Below are 24,307 nucleotides of genomic sequence, written 5' to 3'. Positions count from 1 at the left end.
TATATGACACGCCGGTGACAGGGCGGCCGATTCGTCCCTACGATCCATGCCTATGAAGCATCAGCAGGCGGACCTCACGAAGCGGCGGGCAGTAGACCTGTGTCGCGTCGCCGCCATGCTCTGTCGCTCCAAGTAGCGGTGTGAGCCTTCCGCTCCACCGGCCGGACGACGGCCCTTCAGTCGCGGCGTGACCGCCCCGCTCGCGCCCCCCGCCCCCTGACGCCTCCCCGCGCAGGAGCCGGACGCGCCACCCGGAACGGCACACACGCACCCGCACCGCAGCGCACCGCATGCCCCGCATGCGGCAGCACCCGCACAGCCCCGCCGCACACTGCCCCGGAGGAGACACCATGAGCCGCAGCGACGTCCTCGTAGACGCCGACTGGGTCGAGGCCCACCTGAACGACACCAACGTCGTGATCGTCGAGGTGGACGAGGACACGTCCGCGTACGACAAGAACCACATCACCAACGCCGTCCGGATCGACTGGAAGAGCGACCTCCAGGACCCGGTCCGCCGCGACTTCGTGGACCAGGAGGGCTTCGAGAAGCTCCTCTCCGCCAAGGGCATCTCCAACGACGACACCGTCGTCCTCTACGGCGGCAACAACAACTGGTTCGCGTCCTACGCCTACTGGTACTTCAAGCTCTACGGCCACCAGGACGTCCGCCTCCTCGACGGCGGCCGCAAGAAGTGGGAGCTCGACTCCCGCGACCTGGTCGACGGCGACGTCGTCCCGAACCGCCCGGCCACCCAGTACAAGGCCAAGCCGCAGGACAGCACGATCCGCGCCTTCCGCGACGACGTCGTGGCCGCGATCGACGTCCAGAACCTGGTCGACGTCCGCTCGCCCGACGAGTTCTCCGGCAAGCTCCTCGCCCCGGCGCACCTCCCGCAGGAGCAGTCGCAGCGCCCCGGCCACGTGCCGAGCGCCCGCAACATCCCGTGGTCGAAGAACGCCAACGACGACGGCACCTTCAAGTCCGACGACGAGCTGACGGCCCTCTACCAGGCCGAGGGCGTCGACCTGGACGGCAAGGACACCATCGCCTACTGCCGCATCGGCGAGCGCTCCGCGCTCACCTGGTTCGTGCTGCACGAGCTCCTGGGCCAGCAGAACGTCAAGAACTACGACGGCTCGTGGACCGAGTACGGCTCGCTCGTCGGCGTGCCGATCGAGCTCGGCGCCAACAAGTAAGACCGCCGCAGTACCTCTCTAGGACAGGACAGAGAACATGTGTGGAGCAAAGATCGGCGGGCCCGACCTCGCGACGCTCAAGCCCGGTGAGACCGCGATCCAGGGCCAGGTGACCAAGGACGGCGAGCCGGTGAGCGGATACGTCCGCCTGCTGGACTCGACCGGTGAGTTCACCGCGGAGGTCCCGACCTCCGCCACCGGCCAGTTCCGCTTCTACGCGGCCGAGGGCTCCTGGACGCTGCGCGCGCTCGTGCCCGGCGCCCAGGCCGACCGCGCCGTGGTGGTCGCCGAGGCCGGCGGCGTGACGGACGTCGCCATCGCGGTCTGACCGCCGCGCCGCGCGCGCACCGCTGTACCGGCCGAAGGGCCGCACCCCCGGGGGTTGGACGCCACTGGAACGGGGTGCGGCCCTTCGTGCCGTCCATGCCCTTGCTCCCGGGGCGCGCGGCCCTACGCTGGAGGTATGTACGCCCGGCGTCGACGCGTCTACTTCCTGCTCATGGGCGGATGCCTGTTCCTCTTCGTCTCCGCCTGGTCCTTCGTGCGCCTGTTCTCGGTGGAGGCGGCGGTGGCCCTGTGCGTGGTCGCGATGGTCATCCCGCCGGTCGCCGCGATGGTCGCGAACCGGCGGGGGCCCGAGGACCGCTGGTGGGACGACCCCTCCGGGGATCCGAAATCGGACGAGTGGTGGGACGAACTGGACGGAAAACGGCGTCCCAAGGACTGACGCGGCCGGGATATAAGACCGTAATAAAGATGCGTACAACTGCGCTGCCCCCGAAGGTGTCTCCGGTGTGCGCGGGTAAACGAACCCGACGCCTCCAGTCCTGTGGGGGGACCCTTTGGAACACGAGCACAGCCCGGACGCCCCGGACGCCGGCCCTTCGCCGCGCCCGCGCCGCCGGGGACGCACCACGCCCCTCATCGCCGCGGCCCTGGCCCTCGGCGCCGCCGCCGGCACGGCCACGGGCTACACCGTCCAGTACCACCGCGCCCCCACCCCCCTGCCACCGCTGGCGCGGCCGCACCCGGTGACGCCCGGGGCCCTCGCGCCGGACGACGGCACGACGAACAAGTCGATCAACGCCAACCGGCACCACAAAACTGACGACGACCTGGCCCAGCTGCTGCTCCCGGCTCCGGACGGGGCGAAGACCGAGGGCAGCGGGTACGAGTCGCTGGACCTCTTCGTGGCGGACTTCTTCGAGGCGCCGGACAGCATGCTGCCCGAGCTCGTGGACTCCGGGATCCGCCGGGTCGCCTCCACGAAGTGGACCCAGGACGAGCGGGTGTCCGTCGACGTGCGCCTGCTGCAGTTCAACAACCGCAGCGGCGCGGACGGGTACCAGAAGGGGCAGTCGGACTACATGCCCGAGAAGAAGTTCGCGGGCAACCCGGGGGTGGCCATCCCCGGTGTCGCGAGCGACCTCGGTCATGTGTGGGTGAACTCCGCGACCGATCCGGGCTCCGGCGGGCGCCTGGCCCGCGCTGTCGCCCGGCGGGGCGACATCGTCCTGGACATCACCTACTACGACGCCCGCGGCAAGGTCTCCGAGAGCGATGTCCTGGAGCTGGCCAAGCGACAGCTGGAGCGACTGTGACCGACCCGCAGACCGAACCGACGGCGCCGCAGACCGAACCGACGGCGCCGCAGACCGAACCGACGGCGCCGCAGCCCGCTCCGGCCGCGCCGCAGTCCGCCCCCGCTCGCCCCGCCCGCCGGAAGGGGCCCCTGCTCGCCGGTGCGGGTCTGGCCCTGGCCGTCCTCGCCGGTGGCGTCTGGGGCGTCGTCGCCCTCGGGGACGCCGACCGGACCGCCCCCACCCGCTACTGGGCGAAGGAGGGCCTGAGCGCCTCCACGCCGCCCACGCCGGCGCCGGTGCCGCCCAACGCCCTGTCGGGCAAGCTGCTGCCCGTCCCGGCCGGTTTCGCGCCGGGCCCGGACCTGGCCGACGACGGCAACAACTTCTTCGTCTCCGGCGACAGCGCCGTCCAGGGCTTCAAGGACGCCCGCAAGGGCCTGTCCAACACCCAGCGCAAGCAGCGCGACGAAGCCCTGGCCGATCTGAAGCTCAAAGGACTCGCCGGACGCAGCTACACGCAGGGCGGCGGCCGGACGGTCGTGGAGGTCCGCATCATGCAGGCGGACCCGCAGGCCCTCGGCAAGTTCGCCGAGGTGTCCAAGAAGCTCATCGGCTTCATGGGCGAGGGTCACGACGCTCCCACGGTGGACGGGTACCCCGATGCCAAGTGCTCCCTGACGTCCTTGGGCCGGGAGGAGAAGGAGAGCGTCGACTCGCTCGACTGCGTCGTGGTCGAAGGCGACGTCATGGTCACCTTCCGGGCCTACGGGCCCAAGCCCCTCTCGACGGCCGACGCCGTGAAGTTCCTGAAGAACCAGCTGACCCACCTGAAGTCCCCCGGGGAGTCCGTGTGACCGAGCAGAACCTCTCCGCGCCCGCCCCGGCGGCGGTCCCCGAGCCCGCCGAGCCCGCCGAGCCCACCGGATCCCCGGCGCGGCCCGGCTCCGTCGTAGCGCCCGCCCGCAAGGAGCGCCGCGCGCTGCGCGCCGTCCTGCGCTGGACGGCGGCCGTCCTGGTCTTCGCCACCGCCGGCACGGGCGTCGCGTACGGGCTCGTACGGGCCGAGCGCACCGACCTCCCCGGCCTGGCCACCGAGGACGACGGCCGCTGGACCTACCCGGCGCTCGCCAAGCCCGCCCTGGCCCCCGGCGCCCCGCAGCCCTTCGCCCCGGACAACAAGGACGGCATCCACTACGCCGCCCTGGGCCAGCTGCTGCTGCCCGCGCCGCGTGGCTCCGCGCCGGACGCCGGGCTGAAGCCGGAGAAGGACCAGGCGGTGTCCGTGGACACCTTCCTGGAGGAGTACGAGTCCACCGCGCGCCCGAAGATGAAGCAGGCGTTCACCGACGACGGCCTGCGCCAGATCGCCGCCCGCGGCTGGACGATGCCCGACGGCACCCGTACCCGCGTCTACCTGCTGCGTTTCCACTCGTCGGGCTTCGTGGACGCCTTCGAGGGCTGCGGCATCAACATGAACCTGAGTGGCGTCAACCGCGTCGAGGGCGACAGCACCTGGAGCAAGGCGCGCAACGACCAGTCCCCGCCGGACCTGCGGGACGTGTCCCTGTTCACCGAGGCCGCCCCGGCCGGCGACGAGCAGATCGCGGCGGGCTGCGTGAAGGGCGGCGACCTGCTGGCCGTCGTCCTCCAGACCCGCAAGGGTCAGGTGGCGTCCGTGCCGTTCCACCAGACGGTGATCCTCCAGGACCAGCTGCTGCACTGACGCCGGAACCCGGTCGGACCCGGTACGGCCTACCTCGTAGGGTGCGCCGGTTCCCGGGCCAGTAGGCTTGGGGACCGGCCCGTACACCGCCCCGAATCCTCCGAGGAGCACCCCGTGCTTGAGGCAGTCTTCACCTCCCTGCTGGTCCTGGTCTGCGTCGGCGTCCTCGCCTTCACCGGCCTGGCCGTCAAGAAGCTGTACCAGGGTCAGCGCTGAGCCTGCGCCCAGCCGACCGCCCCGGAACCCTCCCAAGAGATCGCCTGAGCAGCCAACCATGATCCAGATCCCGTCCGACCTGAACCCGGGCCTCGTCCCCCTCGCCTTCCTCCTCGGAAACTGGGAAGGCGCCGGCGTCTTCGACTTCCCCGGCGAGGAGAAGTGCAACTTCGGCCAGGAAGTCGTCTTCAGCCACGACGGCCGGGACTTCCTGGAGTACACCTCCCACACCTGGGTCCTCGACGCCGAGGGCAACAAGGTGCGGCCGCTGGAGTCCGAGTCGGGCTACTGGCGCATCGACGCGGACCGCAAGGTCGAGATCGTCATGGTCCGCGACCAGGGCGTCGTCGAGGTCTGGTACGGCGACCTCGCCGACCAGAAGCCCCAGATCGACGTGGTCACCGACGCGGTGGCCCGTACGGCCGCCTCCGGCCCCTACAGCGGCGGCAAGCGCCTCTACGGGTACGTGAAGAGCGACCTGATGTGGGTCGGCGAGAAGGCCACCCCCGACGTCGAGCTGCGCCCGTACATGTCTGCCCAGCTCAAGAAGGTCGTCACGCCGGAGGAGATCGCCGACATGGCGCGCAACCTCCCCGAGCTCCCCGAGGACGGCATCGCCTTCTTCCGCTGAGCCGCGCGCCGGGCAGGCCAGGCAGGCACACAGCCGAGTACGGGAAGGGGACCGCGGGGCTCGACCGCGGTCCCCTTCCCGCGCTTACACTGGCCGGGTGGTGACCACCGACTGGAAGAGCGACCTGCGGCAGCGCGGCTACCGGCTGACACCGCAGCGCCAGCTTGTGCTGGAAGCCGTAGACGCCCTCGAACACGCCACCCCCGACGAGATCCTCGTCGAGGTGCGCAAGACCGCGTCCGGGGTGAACATCTCCACCGTGTACCGGACGCTGGAGCTCCTGGAGGAGCTGAAGCTGGTCTCGCACGCCCACCTCGGGCACGGCGCGCCCACCTACCACCTCGCCGACCGGCACCACCACATCCACCTCGTCTGCCGCGAGTGCACCGGCGTGATCGAGGCCGACCTCGCCATCGCCGCCGAGTTCACGGAGAAGCTGCGCGCCACCTTCGGCTTCGAGACCGACATGAAGCACTTCGCGATCTTCGGCCTGTGCGCGGAGTGCGCCGCCAAGCGCCCCTAGGGCCCCCGCCCCCGGGGTCGTACGCTTGGTGCCATGACCAGCAGCCCCTTGCTCCATCTTCCCGGTGCCGTACCCGCCGAAGGCCGTGACGAGGGCGTCGCCGCCCACTACGGAGAGCTCTACGGCGAACAGCGCGCCCTCGCCGCCGGGCGGGGTTTCGTCGACCTCTCCCACCGCGGGGTCGTCACCGTCACCGGAGCGGACCGGCTGAGCTGGCTGCACCTGCTGATCACCCAGCACGTCAGCGAGCTGCCGGCCGGACAGGCCACCGAGGCGCTGATCCTCTCCGCCAACGGGCACATCGAGCACGCCCTCTACCTCGTCGACGACGGCGAGACCACCTGGGCGCACGTCGAGCCGGACAGCCGGGAAGCGCTGATCGCCTACCTGGAGGCGATGAAGTTCTTCTACCGCGTCGAAGTCGCCGACCGCACCGCCGAGTTCGCCGTCGTGCACCTGCCGGCCGGCTCGATCGCCGAGCTGCCGGGCAAGTACGCCGTACGGGAGACCGCGTACGGCCGCGACGTGTTCCTGCCCCGGGAGACGCTGGAGGACTTCGCCGCCGGGCACGGGCCCGCCGCCGGGCTCCTCGCGTACGAGGCGCTGCGCGTGGAGTCCCACCGGCCGCGGGTCGGCCTGGAGACCGACCACCGCACCATCCCGCACGAGCTGGGCTGGATCGGCACCGCCGTGCACCTCCAGAAGGGCTGCTACCGCGGCCAGGAGACGGTGGCCCGCGTCCACAATCTGGGCAAGCCCCCGCGCCGCCTGGTCTTCCTGCACCTGGACGGCTCCGAGGTGCTGCTCCCGCCGCACGGCGCGCCCGTACGGCTGGCGGCGGACGGCGAGGAGGGCCGCCAGCTCGGCTTCGTCACCACCGCCGTGCGCCACCACGAGCTCGGGCCGATCGCCCTCGCCCTGGTCAAGCGGAACGTGCCCGTCGACGCCCCGCTGCTGGCGGGGAACACGGCCGCCGCGCAGGAGGTCGTCGTAGCGCCGTAGCGTGGCGCGGCCCCGCCGGGCTACATGTCGAGGACGACGGTGAACGGGCCGTGGTTCGTCAGCGAGACCCGCATGTCCGCGCCGAACCGTCCCGTCTCCACCGTCGCGCCCAGCCCGCGCAGCTGCGCCACCACCTCGTCGACCAGCGGCTCCGCCACCGGGCCGGGCGCCGCCGCGTTCCAGGTGGGGCGGCGGCCCTTGCGGGCGTCCCCGTACAGCGTGAACTGGGAGATCACCAGCAGCGGCGCCCCGATGTCACTGCACGACTTCTCCGCCTCCAGGATCCGCAGCGACCACAGCTTGCGGGCCAGCAGCGCCGCCTTCTCCGGGGTGTCGTCGTGGGTCACGCCCACCAGTACGCACAGTCCCTCGCCGACGATCTCGCCCACCGTCTCGCCGGCCACCACGACGCTCGCGCCGTCCACCCTCTGCACCACAGCTCGCATACCACCTGTGTACCAGGCGTGCACCCGTCCGGGGCCGATCGGGTGGTGTGGGACTGCGTCAACACCACGGAGAGTGGCACGATGCACGCAGGCGGTGCCCACAGCACCGGTCGAGGGGACGGACACGAACGCATGAACACTTCTGGTACCTCCGCACCTGCACCCGCATCAGCACCCGCGCCCGCGGGATGCGCTCCACCCGCTACCTCCGCGTCGGCCGCGCCGCCGCCGCGGCCGCCCGCGCAGCGCACCGGCGATCCGCAGGGGCCGACCACCTCTGCCACGGCGCTGGGCCTGCCCGAACTGCGCGCGCTGCGCCGCGACGCGCAGCGCGACGAGGCGGATCTGAGCTACGTACGCCGGCTCCTGCAGGGGCGCATCGACATCCTGCGCGCCGAGCTGGCCCGTCGGACGGATCCCGAGGCGCCGGTGGTGGACCGGCTCTCGGAGATCCTCGCCGACGCGCCGTCCAGCCGCAGCGCCTCCGCCCGCCACGTCACGCTGGGCACCCCGCACAGCGAGGAGTTCCGGCTGCTGGCGGCCGAGATGCTCTCCGACGTGGAACTCTCGGACCTGGCCGCGCGCACGGACGCCGAACTGCACGACGCGATGGGCCGGCTGATCCGCTACGAGCAGCAGGTCTCGCGGCGCAGACAGCAGCTCCAGCGGATGGCGGACGACTCCAGCGCGGAGATCACCCGCCGCTACCGCGAGGGCGAGGCGCAGGTGGACGACCTCCTGGCGTAGCGGGCGGCGGGCCGGTGGCCGCCGCGGGCGCCACTCCCGGGGCCTCCGGTGCGGGTGAGCGCGCCCGTGGGCGCGCCGGAAATTCGGGCGACCCGGCGCGGTACGGCCATTAGCGTGGCCGGTCATGAGCGCAGAAGTGCGGCCGATCGCCGCCGCCGAACTCCCGCACTGGATGCAGACCCTGCACACGGGCTTCCTGACTCCGGGCACCCCGACCGCATCCGATGTGGCGCTGCGCGCGGGACACACCGACCCGGCCCGCATACTCGGCGGCTTCGACCCGGTCAGCGGGCGCTGCGTGGCGACGTTCCGCTCCTTCGCCCAGGAGCTGACCGTGCCCGGCGGGGCCGCCGTCCCGTGCAGCGCGGTCTCCCACGTCTCCGTGCTGCCCACCCACCGCCGCCAGGGCCTGCTGACCCGGATGATGGCCGCCGAACTGGGCGCCGCCCACGCCCGCGGCGACGTCCTGGCGACGCTGGTCGCCGCCGAGTACCCGATCTACGGCCGCTACGGCTTCGGCGCCGCCACCTCCCTGACCGAATGGGAGGTCGCCGTCGCGCGCACCGGCCTCGACCGGCACCGCCCGCCGCCCGCCGACGGGGGCCGCATCGACCTGGTCGACGCCGCCGAGGTGCGGCGCCTCGGGCCCGCGCTGCACGAGCGGCTGCGCGCGGCCCGGCACGGCGTGGTCAGCCGCGACGCCCGCTGGTGGGACCTGACGACCGGGCAGGTGGAGTACTCCCACCGCCCCCATCGGGAGAAGATGTCCGCCGTGTATCGGACGCCGGAGGGGGAGGTGGCCGGGCTGGTCTCCTACGCCTGCGACGAGCACTGGAACGACGCGAAGATTCCGGAGCTGACCCTGTACGTGAAGGACCTGCTCGCGCTCACCCCCCGGGCGGAGCGGGCGCTGTGGCACTTCCTGTGCTCCATCGACTGGGTGCTCCGGATCCGCACCGGCCACCGCGCCCCCGACGACCTGCTCCCGGAGCTGCTGCCCGACCCGCGCGCGGCCAGGACGGTGACGGCCGCCGACCACCTGTGGGTGCGGGTGCTGGACGTCGTACGGGCGCTCGGCGCGCGGACGTACGAGGTGCCCGGGACGCTCGTCCTGGACGTGGCGGACGAGGGCGGTCCGGCGGGCGGCCGCTACCGGCTGGACGCGGGCGCCGGCACGTGTTCCCGTACGGAGGAGCCGGCCGATCTGCGGCTCGACGTGTCCGCGCTGGGCTCGCTGTACCTCGGTGACGCCTCGGCGGTGCGGCTGGCCGCGCTCGGCCGGCTGACGGGGGAGCGGCCCGGGGCCGTGGAACGGGCCGACGCGGTGTTCCGCACCGCGCGCAGGCCGTGGTGCCCGGACGTCTTCTGACGGGCCGTCGGTGCGGGCGAGCGGGCGAGCGGGCGAATGAACGAAGAGAAGAGAAGTGACGTGTTGACGATCGTGGAACGGCTGCGCGCGGCGGGCTGCGTCTTCGCCGAGGAAGAGGCGGACCTGCTCGCCGGGTCCGCCACCGACGACGGGCACCTGTCGGGCATGGTGGCCCGCCGGGTCGCGGGGGAGCCGCTGGAACACGTGCTCGGCTGGGCGGAGTTCTGCGGGCTGCGGATGGAGGTGGGCGCGGGAGCCTTCGTGCCGCGCCGCCGCACCGAGTTCCTGGTCCAGCAGGCGGTGGCGCTGACCCGGCCCGGGGCGGTGGTCCTCGACCTGTGCTGCGGGGTCGGCGCCCTCGGCGCGGCCGTCGCCGACGGGGTCCCGGGCGGGGTCGAACTGCACGCCGCCGACATCGACCCCGGCGCGCTGGTCTACGCCCGGCGCAACGTGGCCCCGTACGGGGGCGCGGTGTGGGAGGGCGACCTGTACGGGGCGCTGCCGGAGCGGCTGCGGGGGCGGGTGGACACGCTGGTGGTCAACGCCCCGTACGTGCCGACTCAGGAGATCGGGTTCATGCCGTCCGAGGCCCGCGACCACGAGCCGCTGGTCTCCCTGGACGGGGGCGCGGACGGCCTGGACGTCCACCGGCGGGTGGCGGCGGGCGCGTCGGCCTGGCTGGCGCCGGGCGGGCACCTGCTGATCGAGACCAGCGCCCGGCAGTCGCCGGTGACGGCGTCCGCCCTGACGGCGGGCGGGCTCGCGGTGCGCGCGGTCAGCTCCGAGGAGCTGTACGCGAGCGTGGTCATCGGGACGGCCGGGCCGGCGTAGCCGCGTTCAGCCGACGCGTTCGGCGAGGAAGGCCTCCCAGGTGCGCTCGCCGAGGACGGCCCCGTCGAGGGAGAGGTTGACCCCCTCGCGGTAGGCGCGGCCGACCTTGCCGGGCATCCGGACGGGCAGCATCGGACGGCGGGCGCCGCGGGCCCGGAGGTAGTCGCGGGTGAGGTCGCCCAGGCTGATGACGGCCGGCCCGGCCAGGTCGGGGACGAGACCCGCCGACTCGCCCAGGGTCAGCTCCACCAGCCGGGCCGCGACGTCGCGCGAGTCGACGGGCTGCCAGCGCAGGCCGCCGGGGACGGGCACCACGGGCAGCTTCGCCAGCTTCCCGGCCACGGTGAGGGCCAGCTCGTGGAACTGGGCGGCGCGCAGGGTGGTCCAGGGCAGCCCGGAACCGGCGACCGCGCGCTCGGCCGCCAGCTTGGCCCGGAACCAGGCCAGGGGGACGGTGTCCGCGCCGATCACCGAGACCAGCACGAGGTGGCGTACGCGGGCCTCCTTCGCCGCGCGCACGAGGTTGCGGGCGGCCACGTCGTCGCCCTTGGCCCCGCCCGCGAGGTGCAGGACGGTCTCCACCCCCGCCAGGGCGGCGTCCAGGCCCCGGCCGGCGATCAGGTCGCCGCCCGCGTACGTCACCCCCGCCGCGGGGTCGCGGGGCGTGCGGGTCAGCACCCGTACGGTGCGTCCGGCCTCGCGCAGCAGCGGTACGGCGAGGCTCCCGAGGGTGCCCGTGCCGCCGGTGACCAGGACGGGGGCGGGAGGCGGGGGCGTGTGCGGCGTGTGCGTCATGTCCGTCATGTGCGGTTCTCCGAGGCCATCGCCCCTTCGACGGGGCGGGGTTGATGGGGTCTACTGCCATGACCCGCGCCGAGGAAGGAATGTGACTGGTGGACGCGACGGTGGACGGAATTTCTGCGACGGAACGTTTCGAGGAGCACCGGAGCCGGCTCCGGGCGGTCTCCTACCGGATGCTCGGCTCGATGAGCGAGGCCGACGACGCCGTCCAGGAGACGTGGCTGCGGCTGCACCGCACCGACGCGAGCACGATCGACAACCTCGGCGGCTGGCTGACCACCGTCGTGGCCCGGGTCTGCCTCAACCTGCTGCGGGCGCGCGAGCAGCGCCGCGAGGACCCGATGGAGCGGCTGGAGCCGCGGCTCCCGGATCCCGTCATCAGCAGCCCCGAGCGGGGCGTCGACCCGGAACAGGCGGCGCTGCTCGCCGACGCGGTGGGGCTGGCGCTGATGGTGGTGATGGAGTCGCTGGCGCCGGCGGAGCGGCTGGCGTTCGTCCTGCACGACATGTTCGCGGTCCCCTTCGACGCGATCGCCCCGCTGATCGGCAAGTCCGACGCCGCGACCCGCCAGCTCGCCAGCCGGGCCCGGCGCCGGGTGCGGGAGCAGGCGCCGGCGCCCGACCCGGACCTGTCCCGGCAGCGCGAGGCCGTCGAGGCGTTCTTCGCCGCCGCGCGGGACGGCGCGTTCGAGGCGCTCGTCGCCGTCCTGGACCCGGCCGTGGTGCTGCGCTCCGACGGCGGGCCCGGCGGCGGGCTCACCGGGGTGCTGCGCGGGGCCCGGACGGTGGCGGGCCGGGCGGTCGGCTTCGGCTCGCTGTCGCCGTTCGCCCTCCCGGCGCTGGTCAACGGGGCCGCCGGTGTCGTGGTGGTACCGCGCGGGCGGGCCGTGTCGGTGATGGCCTTCACCGTCGTGGACGGCCGGATCGTGGCGATCGAGGTACTGGCCGACCCGGCCCGGCTGAAGGGGCTCGACCTGTCGGCGCTGCGGTAGACGGTGGGCGGTGGGCGCGCTTACGTGGTGCGGGGCTGGTTGAAGCGGAGCAGGTTGCCGGAGGGGTCGCGGAAGGCGCAGTCGCGTACGCCGTACGGCTGGTCCATCGGCTCCTGCAAGACCTCCCCGCCCGCGGCGCGGATCCGCTCGAAGGCGGCGTCGACGTCGCTGGTCTGGAAGATGACACCGCGCAGCAGGCCCTTGGCCATCAGCTCGGCCACCGCCCGCCGGTCCTCGTCGGTGGCGCCCGGGTCCGCGAGCGGCGGCTCCAGGACGATCTCCACGTCGGGCTGGGCGGGCGAGCCGACGGTCACCCAGCGCATCCCCTCGAAGCCGACGTCGTTGCGCACCTCCAGGCCGAGCACGTCCCGGTAGAAGGCGAGCGCCGCGTCGTGGTCGTCCACGGCGATGAAGCACTGCGAGAGCTTGATTTCCATGCTCCCCACGCTACGGACCGGCGGCGGCCTTCGCCCCCGCGCCCCGGACCGGGCGGGTGTGGAGCTTGGCGACACAGGCCGGGATGGCGGCGCCGTGGTCGTGGTCGCGGGACCGGTAGGCGCTCGGGGTCTCGCCGACCAGCTCGGTGAACCGTGAGCTGAAGGAGCCCAGCGAGGTGCAGCCGACCGCCATGCAGACCTCGGTCACGCTCATGTCGCCGCGCCGCAGCAGGGCCTTGGCGCGTTCGATCCGCCGGGTCATGAGGTGGCTGTACGGGGTCTCGCCGAAGGCGGCCCGGAAGCTCCGCGAGAAGTGGCCCGGCGACATCAGGGCCACCCGCGCCAGGGCGGGTACGTCGAGCGGCTGCGCGTAGTCGCGGTCCATCAGGTCGCGGGCCCGGCGCAGCCGGACGAGGTCGGAAACGGGTACACGGGGCACACGACCACGGTACAGAGCTTCTCGGTCCGTGCTCGCACAGCTGCTGGTGGGAGGACGTCGCCGTCACCGGGCGGAGGGCGCGGCGGCGGCGAGTGAGGCAGCGAAGGTGACGGCGTCGGTCTCGTCGCCGAAGTGGTGGATCACGTGCTCGCGGACGTGGTCCTGCTGGGTCTGGTCGAAGGCCGCGCAGGCGTCGTGGATGACGTGGACGGTGTAGCCGCGATCGTGGGCCTCGCGCAGGGTGGATTCGACGCACACGTGGGTGGCGAAGCCTGCCAGGTACAGGTCGGTGACACCGAGGCGGCGCAGGATCAGGTCGAGGTCGGAGGAGCCGGCGAAGGCGCTGGCTCCGGCGCGGCCTCGCACGACCGGATCGCCGGGGGCGGGCTGGAAGCCCTCGGCGAACTCGACGCCGGTGCTGCCCTGGATCCAGGTACCGGCCCTGGGGATCGCCGCGCGCAGCCCGAGCCGTGCCGGGGTCCAGCTCGCCAGCTCCGGCGCGCCGGGGGTGAGGACCAGTGGCACGTGTACGACGGGAACGCCGTGCGCGCGGGCGGCTGCGAGCGCGGTGGCCGCGCCGCGGACGGCGGTGTCGAGCAGGCCGCGGTCCTCGACGAGGTGGTTGAGGCGGCCATGCTCGGAGTCGAGCCACTCGCGCTGGAACTCGATCAGGACGAGGGCGGAGTTCGGGCGTGCGGGCATGACCGTCATGGTCGGGCTCCTGGGGCCGAGGATATTTCCAACTGACGAGTTGGACACTAGCGCGAGCGGATGCACTTTCCAACCCGACGGTTGGAAAGTGCGGCCTGACGCGGGTCAGACGCGAGTCAGAGCGCGATTCTGCGCACCATGTCCACGACGGCGGCCCGCCGAGCAGCCGGATCCTCACCGGCCGCCCCGCCGTGGATCATCCGGGTGAGCTGCGGCGCCGCGAACTGCCAGCCGGCGAGCGCGACGACGGCGTACAACAGCTCCTCGGGCGCGAACCGCACCTGGGTCTGCGCGAGCCCCCCGGCCCCTCGCCGGGCGCGGGAGATGGCGGCGACCTTCTCGGCGTAGTGGGCGGCCCGCCGTTCCTCGCCCGCGACCGGAGCGGTGACGTCGCCGTGCAGGGCCTCCCATTGCAGGAGGCGCAGCAGATGCGGATGGGCGAGGTGGTAGTCGAACACCCGGCCCGCGTACTCCGGAAGGTCCACCGTCCGCCCGTCCGGCCCCGCCATCGGCACGGCGGCGGCGAGCTGCTCCAACTCGCGCTGGAGCACCGCGGCGAACAGCTGCCGCTTACCGCCGAAGTAGGGGTAGATCCGCTCCTTGTTGACCCCGGCCGCAGCCGCGATGCGATCGATTCGCGCGCCGTCGGGCCCGTGTGCGGCGAACTCGTCCACGGCCGCGTCGAGCAGCAGCCTCTTGGTCTTCGCGGTATCCCATGCCATGCGCCCAGCATACGAAGCACCCAACCCGCCGGTTGGCGATCGGGCCGTCCGACCGGTCGAGGGCGGGGCCGCGCGGGAGTGGGAGCTATTGCAAGCGGGTGCTTGCAATAGTTAGCGGGGTGCGGCAGGATCGTTCCATGGCATCGCTCAACGTCGGAAACCTCGGCGAATACCTCCGCGAACAGCGGCGGCAGGCCCAGCTCTCGCTGCGCCAGCTCGCCGACGCCGCGGGGGTGTCGAATCCGTACCTGAGCCAGATCGAGCGCGGGCTGCGCAAGCCGAGCGCGGACATCCTCCAGCAGCTGGCCAAGGCGCTGCGGATCTCCGCCGAGACGCTGTACGTGCAGGCCGGGATCCTCGACGAGCGGGACCGGGACGAGGTGGAGACGCGAGCCGTCATACTCTCCGACCCGTCGATCAACGAGCGGCAGAAGCAGGTGCTGCTCCAGATCTACGACGCGTTCCGCAAGGAGAACGCGCTGGAGGCGGACGAGGCGGAGGCCGTACCGGAGGCCGCATCGGAGGCCTCCGGCGCGGGCGCCGGCTCCGGCGCTGACTCCGGCTCGGGCTCCGGCTCCGGGCCTGACTCCGGCTCCGGCTCCGGCTCCGGCGGTGACACCGCGGTGCCCCCTACGAACTGAACCGACTGTGATCCGGGAGGACCAGCACATGGCCATCGCCGATGACCTGAAGAAGACCCTCACCGACCCCACCCCCCTCTACTTCGCCGCCGGAACCGCCGACCTCGCCGTCCAGCAGGCGAAGAAGGTGCCCGGACTCATCGAGCAGCTGCGCGCCGAGGCCCCCGCGCGCATCGAGGCCGTCAAGAACGCCGACACGAAGGCCGTCCAGGAGAAGGCTCGGGTCGCCCAGGAGGCGGTCACCTCGAAGGTCGCCGAGGTCCTCGGGGCGATCGACCCGAAGAAGCTGGGCGAGACCGCCCAGGACCTGGCGCTGCGCGGCGTCGGCGTGGCGGCCGAGTACGCCGTCCGGGCCAAGGAGACGTACGACAAGGTCGCGGAGCACGGCGAGCAGGCCGTACGGTCCTGGCGCGGCGAGGTGGCCGACGAGATCGTGGACATCGCGGGCGCCGTGGAGCCGCAGCCGCCGGTGGCGTCCTCCAAGCCGGAGCCCGAGGCCGGGGCAGAGGCCGACTCCGAGCCGGCGGCCGAGGCCGAGGCGGACAAGTCCGGCGCGAAGAAGCCCGCCGCCCGCCGGGGCACGGCCAAGAAGGCGACCGTCACGGTCGGCGACGAGGCCTGACAGCGGAGCGGACGGACCGGGCACCCGTGCGGTGCCCGGTTCGTTGTCGTTTGGGAATGCGGTGACGGCGGTAGCGTGGAGGCAGACGTGCGCGAGGCGAGAAGGCGGTCGAGACGATGCTGATGCAGGGATTCAACAACGGGGTGCTCCCGTTGCTCGGCTACGCCATGCTGGCGCTCGCCATCGTGGCGCTGGTCCTCGCGGCGATCCCGCCCCAGGACGCCTACCGGGCCGCCGACAAGCAGACCAAGACGTTCTGGCTGGTCATCCTCGGGGTCACGGTCCTGGTGGACTTCTTCCTCGGGATGCTGTTCCTGCAGATCGCCGGCCTGGTGGCCAGCATCGTGTTCATGGTCGACGTACGCCCCGCGCTCAAGCAGGTGTCCGGGGGCCGGCGCCGGGGCGGCAGCAGCAGCGACGGACCGTACGGCCCCTACAACGGCGGCCGCTGACCGGCGGGGCGGCGTCGTCCGCCCCGCGCCTCAGCCCGCGGCGCGGGACAGCAGGACCAGGGCCACGTCGTCGGTGAGCTCGCCGCCGTTGAGGCGGCGGGCCTCGGTGACGGAGGCCTCCAGCAGGCCCTCGCCGCTCAGGCCGCGGTCCAGATGGCGATTGATCATCTCGATCATGCCCTCCTGGCCGAGGCGCTCCTTCCCCTCGCCGATCCGGCCCTCGATGAGGCCGTCGGTGTAGAGCATCAGGCTCCAGGTGCCGCCCAGGTCGACCTGGCGGCGGGGCCAGCGGGCCCGGGGCAGCAGGCCCAGTGCCGGGCCGCTGTTCTCGTACGGGAGGAGCCGCGCGGGGCGGCCCGGCCTGGATATGAGCGGGGCCGGATGGCCGGCCAGGCACAGGCCCGCGCGGCGGCCGTCCGGGGAGATGTCCACGGTGCACAGCGTCGCGAAGATCTCCTCGCAGGGCCGCTCCACCTCCAGCACCTCCTGGAGGGTGGCCAGCAGGTCGTCGCCGCACAGGCCGGCCAGGGTCAGGGCGCGCCAGGCGATGCGCAGCTCGACGCCGAGGGCGGCTTCGTCGGGGCCGTGGCCGCAGACGTCGCCGATCATGGCGTGGACGGTGCCGTCGGGGGTGCGGACGGCGTCATAGAAGTCCCCGCCGAGCAGGGCCCGGCTGCGGCCGGGGCGGTAGCGGGCGGCGAAGCGGAGGTCGGAGCCGTCCAGCAGGGGGGTGGGGAGGAGGCCGCGTTCGAGGCGGGCGTTCTCCTGGGCGCGCAGTTTCGATTCCGCGAGCTTGTACTGGGCGGTGTCGGCCCGCTTTCTCTCGACGGCGTACCGGATGGCGCGGCTCAGCAGCCGGCCGTCCAGCTCGTCGCGCAGCAGGAAGTCCTGGGCGCCGACGCGGACGGCTTCGGCGGCGCGGTCGGCGTCGGCCTCGGCGGTGAGGACGAGGACGGCGTGCCGGGGGGCGATGCGGAGGACTTCGCGCAGGGTGGCGAGGCCGTCGCTCTCGCCGGGCAGGGCCAGGTCGAGGTCGAGCAGCACGCAGTGCACGTCGGGCGTGAGCAGCCGCGTCGCCTCGGTGAGGTTGCGGGCGCTGCGGAGCCGGATGCGGTGGCCGTCGGCGTCGAGGATCTCGGGGAGGGTGAGACCCCCCGCGGGGTCGTCCTCGATCACGAGCAGGGTCAGCGGGGCCGGGGGTGCGGCGGTGGCGGTGGCAGCGGGCGGAGCGGCTGCCACCGCACCGCTCTCCACGGCCGGGATCTCCCTCTGCCGCGGTACGGGTGCGGGCATCGTCGTCTCCGGTTCCTTCCCTCCCCCCGGGGGTGCGCTCATGCGGCGACCCTAACGGGCGGGCGGCGGCGAACGGAATGCCGAATACCCCACCCCGGCGCACCCCCTCCGCCAAACCCCCTGATCGCGGCGGAAACCCGCCCGCCCCGAATGACGAACGTCACCCCGCCCGGCACCCCGCACGGCGGCGAGCGGCCACATCCGGCCTCGCCGGCGTTTGAGGCGCGGGGTCTGGGGCGGAGCCCCAGAACGGAACCCCCCCCGGGCCGGTGTGACGCCGAGCCCGGCGGCCTGGCGGGCCCCCGGCCGGGACGACCGCGGGGCCCGGGACCAGGCAGGGTGCCGCCCAGCCCCCTCCCGCGCCCGGCCAGGGCTTACGCGTCGGGGCGGACCACGGCCTTGATCGGCATCGAGCCCGCGCCCGCCATCGTGACGTTGCGGCCCGGCCGCGGGGCGTGGATCATCGCGCCGTCGCCGACGTACATCCCCACGTGGCTCGCGTCGTCGAAGTAGATGATCAGGTCCCCGGGCCGCATGTCCTTCACCGCCACCTTCGGCAGCAGCCGCAACTGCTCCTGCGAGGTCCGCGGGATCCCCCGCCCCGCCGCCAGCCACGCCTGCGAGGTCAGCCCGGAGCAGTCGAAGGAGTCCGGCCCCTGCGCCCCCCACACGTACGGCTTGCCCATCTGCGCGGTGGCGTACTGCACGGCCCGCTTGCCCGCGTCCGTCGCCAGCCCGTTGACGTCCTTCATCGCGCCCGACGACAGCCACGCCGTCTGTGCCTTGTACTGCGCTTCCTGCTCCAGCTGGATCAGCCGCGCCTTCTGCTCGGCCTCCAGCCGGTTCTCCAGCGCCTCGGCCGCCTTGATCTTGTCCTCGATCTCCTTCTTGGCGGCTTCCTGCCGGACCCGGTTCTCCTCCATCTTCTGCCAGAGCGCGCCCGCGTCCTTCGCGTAGCGCTCCAAGTCCGTCTGGGTGCGGTTCAGTTCGGACAGCAGGTCCGTCGTGGCCTTCTCGCCCTGCCGCAGCCGCCCCGCCCCGTCCAGGTACGCCGACGGGCTGTCGCTCAGCGCCAGCGCGGCGCCCGGCGGCAGTCCGCCCGAGCGGTACTGGGCGCGGGCGGCGGCTCCGGCCCGGTCCTTCAGGCCCGTGATCCGGTCCTGGCCCGCCACCACCAGCTTGGCGATCTCCACGATCCGCTCGGACTGCGCCTTGGTCTCGCTCACCGCGAGGTTGTACGCGTCCGTCGCGGTGCCGGCCTGCCGGTAGAGGTCCTCGATCTCCTTGCGGACCTGCTCCAGGGACTTGCCCCCCGGCTCCGGCGGCACGGGCGCGGGCGCCGCCGGGCTCGACGGCGCGCCGGGAGCGGCGTACGCGCTGCCCGCCGCGAGCCCGGGGGCCGTCAGTATCGCCATCGCGCACACCAGCGCGAGAGCGGACACTCCCTGCACGCGCGACGACGCTCGCTTCGCGGTCCCCATGACTCCCCCAGGCGCCCCTGGCCAGACCGGACATCACCCGACGTCAGATCTGACTATTCATCAGTAACTTGTCACTGCCATCGGGATGGTGCCACGACTCGGTGAATTCCAACACCCTCCGGCTGCCGCCCCGATCACGGCCGCCCACGCCTCGCCCACCCCAGTCGACTCAACGGGCACCCCCCGCAACCAGTTCCCCGCCGCGCGAGGTTCACCCCGCCGGGCGCAACGCCTCCCAACGCACGGTCAGTTCCCCCTGCCGCCACCGCACCGGCCCGTCCGCCAGCGGCCAGTCACCGGCCAGCGCCCGCGCCGTGCGGATCCACCGCTGCCGCGCCCCGTACGAGGCGTACGGGGCCGCCGCCGCCCACGCCCGGTCGAAGTCGCGCAGGAACGCGTACACCGGCTCGCCCGGCACGTTCCGGTGGATCAGCGCCTTCGGCAGCCGCTCCGCCAGGTCCGAGGGCCGCTCCAGCGAGCCCAGCCGGGTCGCGAAGGTCACCGTCCGCGGTCCCTCCGGCCCGAGCGCCACCCACACGTGGCGCCGCCCGATCTCGTCACACGTCCCCTCCACCAGCAGCCCGCCCGGCGCCAGCCGCGCGCACAGCCGCTGCCACACCGCCGCGACCTGCTCCTCGTCGTACTGGCGCAATACGTTCGCCGCCCGGATCAGCGCCGGCCGCCGGCCGCCGTCCAGCGGCACCTCGAAGCCGCCGTGCCGGAAACTGAGCCCGTCGCGCTCGTACGGCTTCGCCCCCGCCACCCGCGCCGGCTCGATCTCGATGCCGACCACCCGCACCGCCGGAGCCGCCTCCCGCAGCCGCGCCAGCAGCTCCACCGCCGTCCAGGGCGCGGCCCCGTACCCGAGGTCCACCGCGACGGGCGCCTGCGCCCGGCGCAGCTGCGCCCCGTGCGTGGCGGCGATCCAGCGGTCCATGCGCCGCAGCCGGTTCGGGTTGGTGGTCCCGCGCGTCACGGTGCCGACGGGGCGCTCGACGGGGCGCTCGACGGAGCGCCGGACGGGGCGCTTCGGGGGCGGCGGAGTGCTGCGGGAGACCATGCGCCGAGCGTATGCCGACAGCCCCGGCAAGATAAAAAACCGGCAAACCGATCAGTAACTTCCGGCCCCCCGGAATGCGCGGGCCCGCCGCCCGGGTTGCACTCCTAGCAGAGCGCCGACCGCGCTCCCGCAGCCATGCACCGGCGCATGCGCTGTCAGCCCGTCCACCGGCCGTCCAGCCGTCCGCCGTCGTCAGCGCGAGACAGCGACGCGATCCGAGCGAGAGGAACAGCTCCCTTGAGCCAGTACGTGTCCCGTCTCGGCGGCAGCATCAGCGGCCGCATCGCCGCTGCCCGCGGGCCCCGCCACGACCAGCCCCGCCTGCGCCTGCCGGCCGTCGGCCACCACCGCAAGCCGCGCCGGGTGGCCATGCTCAGCGTGCACACCTCCCCGCTGCACCAGCCCGGCACGGGCGACGCCGGCGGCATGAACGTGTACATCGTCGAGCTCGCCAAACGCCTCGCCGCGATCAACATCGAGGTCGAGATCTTCACCCGCGCCACCACCGGCGGCCTGCCGCCCGCCGTCGAGCTCGCGCCCGGTGTCCTCGTACGGCACGTGGACGCCGGACCGTACGAGGGCCTCGCCAAGGAAGAGCTCCCGGCCCAGCTGTGCGCCTTCACCCACGGCGTCATGCAGGCCTGGGCCGGCCACCGCCCCGGCTACTACGACCTCGTCCACTCCCACTACTGGCTTTCCGGCCATGTCGGCTGGCTCGCCGCCGAACGCTGGGGCGTCCCCCTCGTCCACGCCATGCACACCATGGCCAAGGTCAAGAACGCCTCCCTCGCCGAGGGCGACACCCCCGAGCCCGCCGCCCGCGTCATCGGCGAGACCCAGATCGTCGCCGCCGCCGACCGGCTCATCGCCAACACCGCCGAAGAGGCCGACGAACTCGTACGCCACTACGAGTCCGACCCCGGCAAGGTCGCCGTCGTCCACCCCGGAGTCAACCTCGACCGCTTCACCACCGGCGACGGCCGCGCCGCCGCCCGCGCCCGCCTCGGGCTGCCCCAGGACGCCGTGATCCCGCTGTTCGCGGGCCGCATCCAGCCCCTCAAGGCCCCCGACATCCTGCTCCGCGCCGTCGCCGAACTCGTCGACCGCGACCCCTCGCTGCGCACCCGCCTCTTCGTCCCCGTCGTCGGCGGCCCCAGCGGCAGCGGCCTCGCCAAGCCCGAGGGGCTGCAGAAACTCGCCGCGAAGCTCGGCATCGCCGACCTCGTGCACTTCCACCCGCCGGTCGGCCAGGACCAGCTCGCCGACTGGTTCCGCGCCGCGTCCGTCCTGGTCATGCCCTCCTACAGCGAGTCCTTCGGGCTCGTCGCGATCGAGGCCCAGGCCACCGGCACGCCGGTCCTCGCCGCCGCCGTCGGCGGCCTGCCCGTCGCCGTCAACGACGGCACGACGGGCATCCTCGTACCCGGCCACGACCCGGTGGACTACGCGCGCGAGCTGCGCCGCTTCGTGGACGAGCCGGACCTCACCGACCGGATGGGCGCCGAGGCCGCGCGGCACGCCCAGTTCTTCGGCTGGGACACCGCTGCCAGCGCCACCGCTGACGTGTACACCGCCGCCATGCACGATCACCGCCGTCGCGTACGCTCCCACCATGGCTGACACCGCCGCGATCATCGAGTCCACGCTGGCCGGCGCCGAGCTGAGCTGGGAGAGCCCCGAGCCGGGCCATTACGTCGTCCAGCTCCCCGGCGTCCGCAAGCTGAGCACCACCTGCTCGCTCCGCATCGGCCGCCACTCCCTCTCCGTGAACGCCTTCGTCATCCGCCACCCCGACGAGAACGAGGCGGGCGTCCACCGCTGGCTGCTGGAGCGCAACCTCAAGCTGTACGGGATGGCGTACGCGGTCGACCCGCTCGGCGACGTCTACCTCACGGCCCGCCTCCCGCTGTCCGTCATCACCCCGGAGGACCTCGACCGGCTGCTGGGCACCGTCCTGGAGGCGGCGGACGGTGCCTTCAACACCCTGCTGGAACTGGGTTTCGCGAGCGCCATCCGGCGCGAGTACGAGTGGCGCGTCTCGCGCGGCGAATCGACCCGCAACCTGGACGCCTTCAAGCACCTGACCCGCCCGTCGGCCTGAGGCGCCACGCCACGGCCGGGCGGGCCCGGTCGGGCTACGCCTCGGCGGGGGCCACGCGCGGCGTACCGGGGGCCGCGGCCGGCACGGGCGCCGGGCTCGCCACGACGGGCGCGCTCACGGCCGCACCGGCGCTCACACCCGGCTGCGGCAGCCCGCGCATCAGCAGCCAGTACCCCAGGGCCGCCACCGTCCCCAGCACGCCCGTGGCCCCCCACAGCCAGGCCGCGCCCAGCCGGTCGATCACGAAGCCGGCCATCAGCGGCGCCACCAGCGAGGCCACCGCCCAGGACAGCGTGTACATCCCCTGGTAGCGCCCGCGCCCGTGCACCGGTGACAGCCGCGCCACCAGCCCCATCTGCGTCGGCGAGTTCACGATCTCCGCCAGCGTCCACACCAGCACGGTCAGCGCGTACGCCCACAGCGGCCCGGCGAAGGCCGTCATCGCGAACCCGTACCCGGCCAGCAGCGCCGAGGCCACCAGCAGCTTCTGCGGGTCCCGGTGCTCGATGAACCGCGTCACGGGGATCTGCAGCGCCACGATCAGCACGCCGTTCACCGCGACGACCAGCCCGTAGTCACCCGGCGAGAAGCCCGCCGCGCCCATCGCGACCGGCAGTCCCACCGAGCCCTGCGTGAAGATCAGCGAGATCAGGAACGACAGCCCGACCACGCCCATGAAGCGCCCGTCGCGCAGCACGGTCCCCAGCCGCACCTCGGGCCCGGCCGCCGCCCCGCCGTCCGCGTCCTTCACCGGCCGCGACTCCGGCAGCTTCAGGAACACCAGCACCGCGCAGAGCAGCGTCAGCGCCGCCTCGCCCAGGAAGCCGGCCAGGTAGCTGTACTCCGCCACCAGGCCCGCCACGGTCGCACTGATCGCGAAGCCGAGGTTGATGGCCCAGTAGTTCAGCGCGAAGGCCCGTACCCGGTCCTCCGGCCGGACGATGTCGGCCATCATCGCGGAGACCGCCGGGCGCGAGGCGTTCGAGGCCGTCCCGACCAGCAGGGCCACCGCCGCGATCGCCGCCGGATCCTCCATGAAACCGAGCAGCGCCACCGAAAGGGCCGTCGAGACGTTCGCCGCCAGCATCGTCGGCCGCCGCCCCAGCCGGTCGGTCATCACCCCGGCCACCAGCGAGGACAGCACGCCGCCCAGCCCGTGCAGGGCCACCACGAGCCCCGCGAAGGAGGCCGAGTAGCCCCGCTCCAGGGTCAGGTACAAGGTCATGAAGGTGGCGACGAAAGCCCCGAGCCGGTTGACCAGCGTGCTCGCCCACAGCCACCAGAAGGCCCTCGGCAGACCCGCCACGCTCTCCCGCGCGGCCCGTCTCATACGGGCGACGTACATAAGGAATCCCCCCGACAACGTAAGCGTCCCACCAGCTCCCCGCACATTACGAGCGCCGCCCCGCCGGCCGCCACCGGATTGACGCCGGGCGTCAATCGAAGGCCCCCCGGGAGCCCGTCGCGCGCCCCCTTCCGCGCCGCGCGCGAGCGCCCCGGGCCGTCCATTAGGCTCGTACGCATGGCCGACGCACCGTACAAGCTGATCCTCCTCCGCCACGGCGAGAGCGAGTGGAACGCGAAGAACCTGTTCACCGGCTGGGTGGACGTCAACCTCAACGAGAAGGGCGAGAAGGAGGCGGTCCGCGGTGGCGAACTCCTGAAGGACGCCGACCTCCTGCCCGACGTGGTCCACACGTCCCTCCAGAAGCGCGCGATCCGCACCGCGCAGCTCGCCCTGGAGTCCGCCGACCGCCACTGGATCCCGGTCCACCGCTCCTGGCGCCTGAACGAGCGCCACTACGGCGCCCTCCAGGGCAAGGACAAGGCCCAGACCCTCGCCGAGTTCGGCGAGGAGCAGTTCATGCTGTGGCGCCGCTCCTACGACACCCCGCCGCCGGCCCTCGAAGACGGCACGGAGTTCTCCCAGTCCGAGGACCCGCGCTACGCCACGATCCCGCCGGAGCTGCGCCCGAAGACGGAGTGCCTGAAGGACGTCGTGGTCCGCATGCTCCCGTACTGGTACGACGGCATCGTCCCCGACCTCCTCGCGGGCCGCACCGTCCTGGTCGCCGCCCACGGCAACAGCCTGCGCGCCCTGGTCAAGCACCTGGACGGCATCTCCGACGCCGACATCGCGGGCCTGAACATCCCCACCGGCATCCCGCTCGCCTACGAACTGGACGCCGACTTCAAGCCCCTCACCCCGGGCGGCACCTACCTCGACCCCACGGCCGCCGCGGCCGCGATCGAAGCGGTGAAGAACCAGGGCAAGAAGTAACCCT

30 protein-coding genes are annotated in these 24,307 nt (G+C 73.1%); 20 read left to right on the top strand and 10 right to left on the bottom strand.

The window, feature by feature from the left end; all coding sequences use genetic code 11:
* Positions 1-46 precede the first annotated feature (46 nt).
* The 10 genes from ACZ6ZT_RS21890 to ygfZ all read left to right on the top strand — a co-directional run bounded on the left by ACZ6ZT_RS21890 (position 47) and on the right by ygfZ (position 6,877).
* Positions 47-136 carry an Ms5788A family Cys-rich leader peptide gene (locus tag ACZ6ZT_RS21890; protein WP_469721350.1) on the top strand — a complete coding sequence of 30 codons (90 nt, stop codon included), beginning with the start codon at positions 47-49 and terminating at the stop codon, positions 134-136.
* A 214-nt stretch (positions 137-350) separates the two neighbouring features.
* Positions 351-1,199: a sulfurtransferase gene (locus ACZ6ZT_RS21885; protein ID WP_469721349.1), complete on the top strand. Its 849-nt coding sequence runs from the start codon at positions 351-353 to the stop codon at positions 1,197-1,199.
* A 37-nt stretch (positions 1,200-1,236) separates the two neighbouring features.
* Positions 1,237-1,527 (top strand): DUF1416 domain-containing protein, encoded by a 291-nt coding sequence (locus ACZ6ZT_RS21880; RefSeq protein WP_469721348.1) that lies wholly within the window; start codon positions 1,237-1,239, stop codon positions 1,525-1,527.
* Between the two features lie 135 nt (positions 1,528-1,662).
* On the top strand, positions 1,663-1,926 hold the full coding sequence (locus ACZ6ZT_RS21875; protein ID WP_469721347.1) for a DUF3099 domain-containing protein: 264 nt from the start codon (positions 1,663-1,665) through the stop codon (positions 1,924-1,926).
* 115 nt (positions 1,927-2,041) lie between these two features.
* Positions 2,042-2,800, top strand: a complete 759-nt coding sequence (locus ACZ6ZT_RS21870) for a hypothetical protein (protein ID WP_469721345.1) — start codon at positions 2,042-2,044, stop codon at positions 2,798-2,800.
* Positions 2,797-3,636: a hypothetical protein gene (locus tag ACZ6ZT_RS21865; RefSeq protein ID WP_469721344.1), complete on the top strand. Its 840-nt coding sequence runs from the start codon at positions 2,797-2,799 to the stop codon at positions 3,634-3,636. Before ACZ6ZT_RS21870 ends, ACZ6ZT_RS21865 begins: the two co-directional genes overlap by 4 nt.
* The gene (locus ACZ6ZT_RS21860) at positions 3,633-4,505 is read left to right on the top strand and encodes a hypothetical protein (protein ID WP_469721342.1); all 873 of its coding nucleotides are present in this window, start codon (positions 3,633-3,635) and stop codon (positions 4,503-4,505) included. The genes ACZ6ZT_RS21865 and ACZ6ZT_RS21860 overlap by 4 nt, the downstream gene beginning before the upstream one ends.
* A 274-nt stretch (positions 4,506-4,779) precedes the next feature.
* On the top strand, positions 4,780-5,352 hold the full coding sequence (locus ACZ6ZT_RS21855; RefSeq protein ID WP_469721340.1) for a heme-binding beta-barrel domain-containing protein: 573 nt from the start codon (positions 4,780-4,782) through the stop codon (positions 5,350-5,352).
* A 97-nt stretch (positions 5,353-5,449) separates the two neighbouring features.
* The gene (locus tag ACZ6ZT_RS21850) at positions 5,450-5,875 is read left to right on the top strand and encodes a Fur family transcriptional regulator (protein ID WP_469721338.1); all 426 of its coding nucleotides are present in this window, start codon (positions 5,450-5,452) and stop codon (positions 5,873-5,875) included.
* Positions 5,876-5,908: 33 nt separating this feature from the next.
* A complete protein-coding gene (ygfZ, locus tag ACZ6ZT_RS21845) occupies positions 5,909-6,877 on the top strand; it encodes a CAF17-like 4Fe-4S cluster assembly/insertion protein YgfZ (protein WP_469721337.1) in 969 nt (322 codons plus the stop codon).
* Positions 6,878-6,897: 20 nt separating this feature from the next.
* Here the strand turns inward: ygfZ and dtd are convergent, their stop codons facing one another.
* Positions 6,898-7,323, bottom strand: coding sequence for a D-aminoacyl-tRNA deacylase (dtd, locus tag ACZ6ZT_RS21840; protein WP_469721336.1), 426 nt, complete (start codon positions 7,321-7,323; stop codon positions 6,898-6,900).
* Between the two features lie 132 nt (positions 7,324-7,455).
* On the opposite strand from dtd, the gene ACZ6ZT_RS21835 reads away from it, so the two are divergent.
* The 3 genes from ACZ6ZT_RS21835 to ACZ6ZT_RS21825 all read left to right on the top strand — a co-directional run bounded on the left by ACZ6ZT_RS21835 (position 7,456) and on the right by ACZ6ZT_RS21825 (position 10,270).
* Entirely contained in the window at positions 7,456-8,070 is a 615-nt protein-coding gene (locus ACZ6ZT_RS21835) for an RsiG family protein (RefSeq protein ID WP_469721334.1), read from the top strand.
* Positions 8,071-8,194: 124 nt separating this feature from the next.
* On the top strand, positions 8,195-9,439 hold the full coding sequence (locus ACZ6ZT_RS21830) for a GNAT family N-acetyltransferase (RefSeq protein ID WP_469721332.1): 1,245 nt from the start codon (positions 8,195-8,197) through the stop codon (positions 9,437-9,439).
* Between the two features lie 36 nt (positions 9,440-9,475).
* Positions 9,476-10,270, top strand: a complete 795-nt coding sequence (locus ACZ6ZT_RS21825) for a putative protein N(5)-glutamine methyltransferase (protein WP_469721331.1) — start codon at positions 9,476-9,478, stop codon at positions 10,268-10,270.
* Between the two features lie 6 nt (positions 10,271-10,276).
* Here ACZ6ZT_RS21825 and ACZ6ZT_RS21820 read toward each other — a convergent pair whose 3' ends face one another.
* Entirely contained in the window at positions 10,277-11,074 is a 798-nt protein-coding gene (locus ACZ6ZT_RS21820) for an SDR family oxidoreductase (RefSeq protein WP_469721329.1), read from the bottom strand.
* Between the two features lie 89 nt (positions 11,075-11,163).
* On the opposite strand from ACZ6ZT_RS21820, the gene ACZ6ZT_RS21815 reads away from it, so the two are divergent.
* Complete coding sequence (locus ACZ6ZT_RS21815) at positions 11,164-12,063, top strand: sigma-70 family RNA polymerase sigma factor (protein ID WP_469721328.1); 900 nt, start codon at positions 11,164-11,166, stop codon at positions 12,061-12,063.
* A gap of 20 nt (positions 12,064-12,083) precedes the next feature.
* On the opposite strand, the gene ACZ6ZT_RS21810 is transcribed toward ACZ6ZT_RS21815, so the two are convergent.
* The 4 genes from ACZ6ZT_RS21810 to ACZ6ZT_RS21795 form a co-directional block, all read right to left on the bottom strand.
* On the bottom strand, positions 12,084-12,500 hold the full coding sequence (locus ACZ6ZT_RS21810; RefSeq protein ID WP_469721326.1) for a VOC family protein: 417 nt from the start codon (positions 12,498-12,500) through the stop codon (positions 12,084-12,086).
* A gap of 10 nt (positions 12,501-12,510) precedes the next feature.
* Entirely contained in the window at positions 12,511-12,885 is a 375-nt protein-coding gene (locus tag ACZ6ZT_RS21805) for a helix-turn-helix transcriptional regulator (RefSeq protein ID WP_469721422.1), read from the bottom strand.
* Between the two features lie 117 nt (positions 12,886-13,002).
* Positions 13,003-13,641 (bottom strand): isochorismatase family protein, encoded by a 639-nt coding sequence (locus ACZ6ZT_RS21800; protein WP_469721324.1) that lies wholly within the window; start codon positions 13,639-13,641, stop codon positions 13,003-13,005.
* A gap of 125 nt (positions 13,642-13,766) precedes the next feature.
* A complete protein-coding gene (locus ACZ6ZT_RS21795; protein ID WP_469721323.1) occupies positions 13,767-14,372 on the bottom strand; it encodes a TetR/AcrR family transcriptional regulator in 606 nt (201 codons plus the stop codon).
* 137 nt (positions 14,373-14,509) lie between these two features.
* Here ACZ6ZT_RS21795 and ACZ6ZT_RS21790 point away from each other — a divergent pair, with 137 nt between their 5' ends.
* From ACZ6ZT_RS21790 to ACZ6ZT_RS21780, 3 genes are all read left to right on the top strand, one after another.
* Positions 14,510-15,013: a helix-turn-helix domain-containing protein gene (locus ACZ6ZT_RS21790; RefSeq protein ID WP_469721322.1), complete on the top strand. Its 504-nt coding sequence runs from the start codon at positions 14,510-14,512 to the stop codon at positions 15,011-15,013.
* Between the two features lie 28 nt (positions 15,014-15,041).
* Complete coding sequence (locus ACZ6ZT_RS21785; RefSeq protein ID WP_469721321.1) at positions 15,042-15,635, top strand: hypothetical protein; 594 nt, start codon at positions 15,042-15,044, stop codon at positions 15,633-15,635.
* 116 nt (positions 15,636-15,751) lie between these two features.
* A complete protein-coding gene (locus ACZ6ZT_RS21780) occupies positions 15,752-16,087 on the top strand; it encodes a DUF2516 family protein (RefSeq protein ID WP_469721320.1) in 336 nt (111 codons plus the stop codon).
* Positions 16,088-16,117: 30 nt separating this feature from the next.
* On the opposite strand, the gene ACZ6ZT_RS21775 is transcribed toward ACZ6ZT_RS21780, so the two are convergent.
* The 3 genes from ACZ6ZT_RS21775 to ACZ6ZT_RS21765 all read right to left on the bottom strand — a co-directional run bounded on the left by ACZ6ZT_RS21775 (position 16,118) and on the right by ACZ6ZT_RS21765 (position 19,921).
* On the bottom strand, positions 16,118-17,380 hold the full coding sequence (locus tag ACZ6ZT_RS21775) for a PP2C family protein-serine/threonine phosphatase (protein ID WP_469721420.1): 1,263 nt from the start codon (positions 17,378-17,380) through the stop codon (positions 16,118-16,120).
* 374 nt (positions 17,381-17,754) lie between these two features.
* Positions 17,755-18,861, bottom strand: coding sequence for a C40 family peptidase (locus tag ACZ6ZT_RS21770; RefSeq protein WP_469721319.1), 1,107 nt, complete (start codon positions 18,859-18,861; stop codon positions 17,755-17,757).
* 211 nt (positions 18,862-19,072) lie between these two features.
* A complete protein-coding gene (locus tag ACZ6ZT_RS21765; protein WP_469721318.1) occupies positions 19,073-19,921 on the bottom strand; it encodes a class I SAM-dependent methyltransferase in 849 nt (282 codons plus the stop codon).
* Positions 19,922-20,158: 237 nt separating this feature from the next.
* Between ACZ6ZT_RS21765 and mshA the strand changes: the two genes are divergently transcribed.
* Together mshA and ACZ6ZT_RS21755 are read left to right on the top strand one after the other, a co-directional pair.
* Positions 20,159-21,541, top strand: coding sequence for a D-inositol-3-phosphate glycosyltransferase (gene mshA / locus ACZ6ZT_RS21760; RefSeq protein ID WP_469721317.1), 1,383 nt, complete (start codon positions 20,159-20,161; stop codon positions 21,539-21,541).
* Positions 21,534-22,022 carry a type III secretion system chaperone family protein gene (locus ACZ6ZT_RS21755; protein ID WP_469721316.1) on the top strand — a complete coding sequence of 163 codons (489 nt, stop codon included), beginning with the start codon at positions 21,534-21,536 and terminating at the stop codon, positions 22,020-22,022. The genes mshA and ACZ6ZT_RS21755 overlap by 8 nt, the downstream gene beginning before the upstream one ends.
* Before the next feature lie 34 nt (positions 22,023-22,056).
* Here the strand turns inward: ACZ6ZT_RS21755 and ACZ6ZT_RS21750 are convergent, their stop codons facing one another.
* Positions 22,057-23,367, bottom strand: coding sequence for an MDR family MFS transporter (locus tag ACZ6ZT_RS21750; protein ID WP_469721315.1), 1,311 nt, complete (start codon positions 23,365-23,367; stop codon positions 22,057-22,059).
* A 177-nt stretch (positions 23,368-23,544) separates the two neighbouring features.
* Here ACZ6ZT_RS21750 and ACZ6ZT_RS21745 point away from each other — a divergent pair, with 177 nt between their 5' ends.
* The gene (locus ACZ6ZT_RS21745) at positions 23,545-24,303 is read left to right on the top strand and encodes a phosphoglyceromutase (protein WP_469721314.1); all 759 of its coding nucleotides are present in this window, start codon (positions 23,545-23,547) and stop codon (positions 24,301-24,303) included.
* Positions 24,304-24,307: the final 4 nt, after the last annotated feature.

The sequence above is a fragment of the Streptomyces sp. NPDC102258 genome, from assembly GCF_055584685.1.
This window is presented reverse-complemented; position numbering and strand designations above follow the sequence as displayed.